At 71.9% G+C, this 6699-nt stretch carries 5 protein-coding genes; 1 reads left to right on the forward strand and 4 read right to left on the reverse strand.

Annotated features, from left to right (window positions below; genetic code table 11):
• Positions 1-32: 32 nt before the first annotated feature.
• On the reverse strand, positions 33-1049 hold the full coding sequence (locus FNH08_RS11300) for a LacI family DNA-binding transcriptional regulator (RefSeq protein ID WP_152771324.1): 1017 nt from the start codon (positions 1047-1049) through the stop codon (positions 33-35).
• A 111-nt stretch (positions 1050-1160) separates the two neighbouring features.
• Between FNH08_RS11300 and FNH08_RS11305 the strand changes: the two genes are divergently transcribed.
• Positions 1161-2312: a Gfo/Idh/MocA family protein gene (locus tag FNH08_RS11305; protein WP_152771325.1), complete on the forward strand. Its 1152-nt coding sequence runs from the start codon at positions 1161-1163 to the stop codon at positions 2310-2312.
• Positions 2313-2324: 12 nt separating this feature from the next.
• Here the strand turns inward: FNH08_RS11305 and FNH08_RS11310 are convergent, their stop codons facing one another.
• The 3 genes from FNH08_RS11310 to iolD form a co-directional block, all read right to left on the reverse strand.
• Complete coding sequence (locus FNH08_RS11310) at positions 2325-3125, reverse strand: GntR family transcriptional regulator (RefSeq protein ID WP_152771326.1); 801 nt, start codon at positions 3123-3125, stop codon at positions 2325-2327.
• Between the two features lie 74 nt (positions 3126-3199).
• On the reverse strand, positions 3200-4693 hold the full coding sequence (locus tag FNH08_RS11315; protein WP_152771327.1) for a CoA-acylating methylmalonate-semialdehyde dehydrogenase: 1494 nt from the start codon (positions 4691-4693) through the stop codon (positions 3200-3202).
• Between the two features lie 58 nt (positions 4694-4751).
• A complete protein-coding gene (gene iolD, locus FNH08_RS11320; RefSeq protein ID WP_152771328.1) occupies positions 4752-6644 on the reverse strand; it encodes a 3D-(3,5/4)-trihydroxycyclohexane-1,2-dione acylhydrolase (decyclizing) in 1893 nt (630 codons plus the stop codon).
• Positions 6645-6699 lie beyond the last annotated feature (55 nt).

Raw genomic sequence — 6699 nt, forward strand, 5'->3', positions numbered from 1 at the left:
TCGCACGATCCCCAGCGGCACGGCGAACGGATTTACGGCCGCTGCCCGCCCTCCGCGGGCGGTGCCGTCGTCCCCCGGACCTCGAGCGCCGGCGCCGCGAGGACCGTCTCGGACGGGCGGTCCGGGGTGGTCATGCGGTCGAGCAGGCGCTGGGCGGCGCGGCGGCCGACGTCGTGGCTGGCGTTGTCCACGGTGGTGAGCCAGAGGTGCCGCAGGCGTGAGAGGTAGGTGTTGTCGTAGCCGACGAGGGACAGGTCGCGCGGTACCTGGAGGCCGAGTTCCTCGGCGGCCGAGAGGGCGCCGACACAGGCGATGTCGTTGAACGCGAAGACGGCGGTGGGGCGTCGGGCGGTGCTGAGGAGGCGGACCGCGGCCCGGTAGCCGCCCTCCTCGGTGAGGTCGCCCTGCCCCACGAGCGCCGTGTCCGCGAGCCCGTGCTCGCGCATGACCTCCTCGAAGCTGCGGCGGCGCAGCTCGCCCACGACACCCTGTCCGGCGATGTGGGCGATGCGCCGGTGGCCGAGGCCGATGAGGTGCTCCGTGGCCAGGCGCGCGCCGTGCTCGTCGTCGCCCGCGACGATGTCCACGTGCGGCAGGACGGGCTCGCGGGCGCCCGCGACCACGGTCGGGATCTGCCCCGCCGCCGTGCGGAGCGCCTCGGAGGGCGGGAGCGTGCCGACGGCGATGAGGCCGTCGACCCGGAGGTCCGTGAACGTGTGGGTGAGGTCCTCGCCGAGGCGCCGGTTGAGGCGGCCGTCGGCGAGCAGCATGTGCAGACCGCTGTCGTGGAGACGGGAGCCCAGGCCGTCGAGCAGTTCGACGAACCAGGGGTTGCGCATGTCGTTGAGCAGCACGCCCACCGTGCGGGTGCGGCGCTCGCTGAGGCTGCGTGCGGCGGCGTTCGGGCGGTAGCCGAGCTCCGCGACCGCGGTGAGGACCGCCTGCCGCTTCTCCGGGCGCACCTGGTCGGAGCCGCGCAGCACGAGGGAGACCAGGGACTTCGACACGCCGGCCCGTTCGGCGACGTCGCGGATCGTCGGGGGTCTCATGGTGTGGACCGTTCCATACGGTGAGAGGGCTTGTCAAAGGGCTTGACAGGTGCTGTTTACGGCGCTCAGGGTGAAGTGGACAGTTGTGGACCGGTCCAAAGAGGGGCAGTCATGGTGAGTACGCTCGGCGTCGCCGTCGTGGGGTTCGGCTGGATGGGGCGGGTGCACACCCAGGCGTACGCGCGAGTCCCGCACCACTTCCCGCACCTGGCCGTGCGCCCCGAGCTGGTGACCGTCGCCGAGGAGGTGCCGGGCCGGGCCGAGGAGGCCGCCGAGCGGTTCGGCTTCACCGCGACGGCCCGCGACTGGCGCGAGGTGGCCGCCGACCCCCGCGTGCGGGCGGTCAGCATCACCGCCCCGAACTTCCTGCACCGCGAGATCGGCGTCGCGATGGCCGAGGCGGGCAAGCACATCTGGATCGAGAAGCCGGTCGGTCTCACCGCTGAGGACGCCCGCGCGGTGGCCGACGCCGTGTCCAAGGCAGGCGTCCAGGGCACCGTCGGCTTCAACTACCGCAACGCGCCCGCCGTCGCCGCCGCCCGCGAGCTCATCGCCTCCGGCGAGATCGGCACCGTCACCCACGTCCGCATCCGTCTGTTCAGCGACTACGCGGCCCACCCCGAGGGCGCCCTGACCTGGCGGTACGAGCGGGAGCGCGGCGGCAGCGGCGTCCTGGGCGACCTGGCCTCGCACGGCGCCGACCTGGCCCGCTTCCTGCTCGGCGACATCACCGCACTCACCGCCGACACCGCCGTCTTCATCCCCGAGCGGGCCCGCCCCACGGGCGCCACAGCGGGCCACACCCGCGCCACGGGCGGCGAGTTGGGCCCGGTGGAGAACGAGGACTACGTCAACTGTCTGCTCCGCTTCGCCTCCGGCGCCCGCGGCGTCCTGGAGGCATGCCGGGTCTCCGTCGGCGAGCAGAACAACTACGGCTTCGAGGTCCACGGCACCAAGGGCTCCGTCTTCTGGGACTTCCGCCGCATGGGCGAGCTCGGCGTCAGCCGCGGCACGGCCTACCAGGACCAGTCCGTCAGCACCGTGTACGTCGGCCCCGGACACGGCGAGTACGCCGCCTTCCAGCCCGGCTCGGCCAACGCGATGGGCTACGACGACCTCAAGGTCATCGAGGCGCACACCTTCCTGCGCTCCGTCGCCGAGGGCACGCCGTACGGCGCGACCCTGGAGGACGCCGTGCACAGCGCGACCGCGCTCGACGCCATGAGCCGGTCCGCCGAGTCGGGGGCCTGGGTGAACCTCTGACCCTGGGAGGCGTCAGCCCCGTACCAGCAGCTGGAACTCGAACGAGTAACGCGAGGCCCGGTAGATATGGGTGCCGTACTCGACCGCGCGGCCGGTGTCGTCGTACGCCGTGCGCTGCATGGTGAGCAGGGCGGCGCCCTCGGGCTCACCCAGGCCCTCGGCCTCCTCGGCGGTGGCGCGGCGGGCCCCGACGGACTGGCGGGCGCTGTGCAAGGTGATGCCGGCGGCCCGCATCATCCGGTAGAGGCCACTTGCCTCCAGCTTGGCCGTGTCGAGGGACAGCAGGCCCTCGGGCACGTAGTTGGACAGGTGCGCCACCGGCTCGCCGTGGGCGAGGCGGAGCCGCTGTACGTGGTGCACCGCGGAGCCCTCGGCGACACCCAGGGCACCCGCGACCTCGGCGGAGGCGGGCACGACATCGTTGCCGAGCACCCGGGTCGTGGGGCTCTGACCGGCCGCCTCCAGGTCGTCGTACAGGCTGCTGAGCTCCAGCGGGCGCTTGACCTGGCTGTGCACCACCTGGGTTCCCACGCCCCGGCGGCGGACGAGGAGACCCTTGTCCACGAGGGACTGGATGGCCTGCCGCACCGTCGGGCGGGACAGGCCGAGACGGCCGGCGAGCTCGATCTCGTTGCCGAGCAGGCTGCCGGGGCCCAGCACGCCGTGCTCGATCGCGGACTCCAGCTGCTGGGCGAGCTGGTAGTACAGCGGCACGGGGCTGCTGCGGTCGAGGGCGAAGTCGAGCTGTGCGGGAGCTGTGCTGGTCACGGGGTGAGCGTATCCGTCCGTCCGGATGACAGGAATCCTTGTCATCGTGTTGTCCTGACAAAAACGCGGCCGGTGCGGGACGGCCACGCATCCGTTCCCGCACCGGCCTGCGGTCCTGCCTAGGAGTTGCTGGGGAAGCCCAGGTTGATCCCGCCGTCGGCCGGGTCGGGCCAGCGGGTCGTGATCACCTTGCCCTGCGTGTAGAAGGCGACACCGTCGTTGCCGTAGATGTGCAGATCGCCGAAGAGCGAGTCCTTCCAGCCACCGAAGGAGTGGTAGCCGACCGGAACCGGGATCGGCACGTTGACGCCGACCATGCCCGCCTGGACCTCCAGCTGGAAGCGCCGGGCGGCGCCGCCGTCACGAGTGAAGATCGCGGTGCCGTTGCCCCAGCGGGAGCCGTTGATCAGCTTGATGGCGTCCTCATAGGTGTCGGCGCGCACCACGCACAGCACCGGACCGAAGATCTCGTCCTTGTACGCGTCCGCCGTCACCGGCACCCTGTCCAGCAGCGAGACACCGAGGAAGAAGCCGTCCTCGTGGCCCTCGACGGTGTAGCCGGTGCCGTCGACGACGACCTCGGCGCCCTGCTCGGCGGCGCTCGCCACGTACGACGCCACCTTGTCGCGGTGCTCGCGGGTGATCAGCGGGCCCATCTCGGAGGCCGGGTCGTTGCCGGGGCCGATGCGCAGGCTCTTCGCGCGCTCGGCGATCTTGCCGACGAGCTCGTCGCCGGTGTCGCCGACCGCGACCACGACCGACACGGCCATGCAGCGCTCGCCCGCCGAGCCGTACGCGGCGTTGATCGCCTGGTCCGCGGCGAAGTCCAGGTCGGCGTCCGGCAGGACCAGCATGTGGTTCTTGGCGCCGCCCAGGGCCTGCACACGCTTGTCGTGCTCGACGGCCTTGAGCTGGATGTACTTGGCGATCGGCGTCGAGCCCACGAAGGACACCGCCGCGACGTCCGGGTGCTCCAGCAGGCGGTCGACCGCCACCTTGTCACCCTGGACGATGTTGAACACGCCGTCCGGCAGACCGGCCTCGGCGAGCAGCTCGGCGAGCTTGTACGAGGCCGACGGGTCCTTCTCGCTGGGCTTGAGGACGAAGGTGTTCCCGCAGGCGATCGCGAGCGGGAACATCCACATCGGCACCATGGCCGGGAAGTTGAACGGCGTGATGCCGGCGACCACGCCGATCGGCTGGCGGATCGAGGCGACGTCGACGCGAGTGGAGACCTGCGTGGACAGCTCGCCCTTCAGCTGAACACTGATCCCGCAGGCCAGCTCCACGATCTCCATGCCGCGCGCGACCTCGCCGAGGGCGTCGGAGTGCACCTTTCCGTGCTCGGCGCTGATCAGCTCGGCGACCTCGTCGCGGTGCGCGTCGAGCAGCTCGCGGAACTTGAACAGGATCGCCGTGCGCTTGGCGAGCGACGACTGGCCCCAGCTCTCGAAGGCGGCCTTCGCGGCCGCGACGGTGGCGTCGACCTCGTCGACCGAGGCGAGAGCGAGCTGCTTCTCCTGGGCGCCGGTGGCCGGGTTGTAGACCGGGCTGAAACGCCCGGAGGTGCCCTCGACGGGCTTGCCGCCGATCCAGTGGCTGATGGTCTTCATGGTGCGAAGGGCCTTTCCTGAGCGGGGACTTGAGGTGGGGCGAGGGCGGGATCGGTGGTCAGAGGTGCCGTCGCTGTCCGGCGGCGTGGCGGTCGTACCGCTCGCGCGCGGCCACGGCGGCCTCGCGGGAGGCGACCTCGGCCACGGGCACGTCCCACCAGGCCTCGGCCGGGGGAGCGGTGGGCGTGGGGTCGGTCTCGACGTACACGCACGTCGGCCGCTCCGAGGCACGCGCGGTGGCGAGCGCGTCGCGCAGCTCGCGGACGGTCTTGGCGCGGATGACGTCCATGCCGAGGCTGGCGGCGTTGGCCGCGAGGTCCACCGGCAGCGGCGCCCCGCTGAAGGTGCCGTCGGCCACGCGGTACCGGTAGGCCGTGCCGAAGCGCTCGCCGCCGGTCTCCTCGGAGAGGCCGCCGATCGAGGCGTACCCGTGGTTCTGGATCAGGACCAGGTTGACCGGCAGGCCCTCCTGGACGGCCGTGACGATCTCGGTCGGCATCATCAGGTACGTGCCGTCGCCGACCAGCGACCACACGGGCGTGTCCGGCGTGGCCTGCTGAACACCGATCCCGGCCGGGATCTCGTAGCCCATGCAGGAGTAGCCGTACTCCAGGTGGTACTGGCGAGGGCTGCGCGCCCGCCACAGCTTGTGCAGGTCGCCGGGGAGCGAGCCCGCCGCGTTGATCACCACGTCGTCGTCGCCCACGACCGAGTCCAGGGCGCCCAGCACCTGTGTCTGGGTGGGCACGGCGTGTTCGTCGTCCGCGCGGTAGGCGGCGTCCACGACCTGCTCCCAGCGCTCCTTGCCGGCGCGGTACTCGGCCTCGTACACCTCGTCGACGCGGTGGCCGGAAAGCTCGTCCGTGAGTGCCCGCAAGCCCTCGCGCGCGTCCGCGACCAGGGTGCGGGCTGCCAGCTTGTGGGCGTCGAAGGAGGTGATGTTCAGGTTGACGAACCGGACGTCCGGGTTCTGGAAGAGGGTGGTCGAGGCGGTGGTGAAGTCGGAGTAGCGGGTACCGACGCCGATGATCAGGTCCGCGGTGCGCGCGATGTCGTCGCAGACCGCGGTGCCGGTGTGGCCGATGCCGCCGAGGTCCGCCGGGTGGTCGTACCGCAGCGCGCCCTTGCCCGCCTGGGTGGAGGCGACCGGGATGCCCGTGGCGTCCACGAACGCCTTGAGGGCGTCCTCGGCCTCGCTGTGGTGGACGCCGCCGCCCGCGACGATCAGCGGCCGCTGGGCGGCGCGGATCGCCGTGACGGCCTCCGCGAGCTCCAGCGGGTCGGGTGCGGGACGGCGTACGTGCCACACGCGCTCGGCGAAGAACTCCTCCGGCCAGTCGAACGCCTCCGCCTGCACGTCCTGGGGCATGGCGAGGGTGACCGCGCCGGTCTCGGCGGGGTCCGTCAGTACCCGCATCGCATTGAGCGCGGACGGGATCAGCATCTCCGGGCGCGTGATGCGGTCGAAGTACCGGGAGACCGGGCGCAGGGTGTCGTTCACGGACACGTCGGCCTCGGTCGGGTGCTCCAACTGCTGGAGCAGCGGGTCGGCGGGGCGCGTCGCGAAGTAGTCGCCGGGCAGGAGCAGCACCGGCAGGCGGTTGATCGTGGCCAGGGCGGCGCCGGTGACCAGGTTGGTGGCGCCGGGGCCGATGGACGTGGTGACCGCCTGCGCGGAGAGCCGGTTGAGCTGGCGGGCGTAGCCCACGGCGGCGTGCACCATGGCCTGCTCGTTGCGGCCCTGGTGGAACGGCATGGTGTCCTCGCCGGCCTGCAACAGTGCCTGACCGAGGCCGGCGACGTTGCCGTGGCCGAAGATCCCCCAGGTGCCGGCGATCAGCCGGTGCCGTACGCCGTCGCGTTCGGCGTACTGCGCGGACAGGAACTGCACCAGCGCCTGGGCGACGGTCAGGCGGACCCTCGACTGGTTCGGCTGATTCGGCTGGCTCATCGGGACCTCACTGGGGCGGGTTCTCGCGCGGGGGCCGCGGGGATCTTCACTGGGC

Origin of the sequence: Streptomyces spongiae, from assembly GCF_009377185.1 — a bacterium.
Taxonomy (GTDB): domain Bacteria; phylum Actinomycetota; class Actinomycetes; order Streptomycetales; family Streptomycetaceae; genus Streptomyces; species Streptomyces spongiae.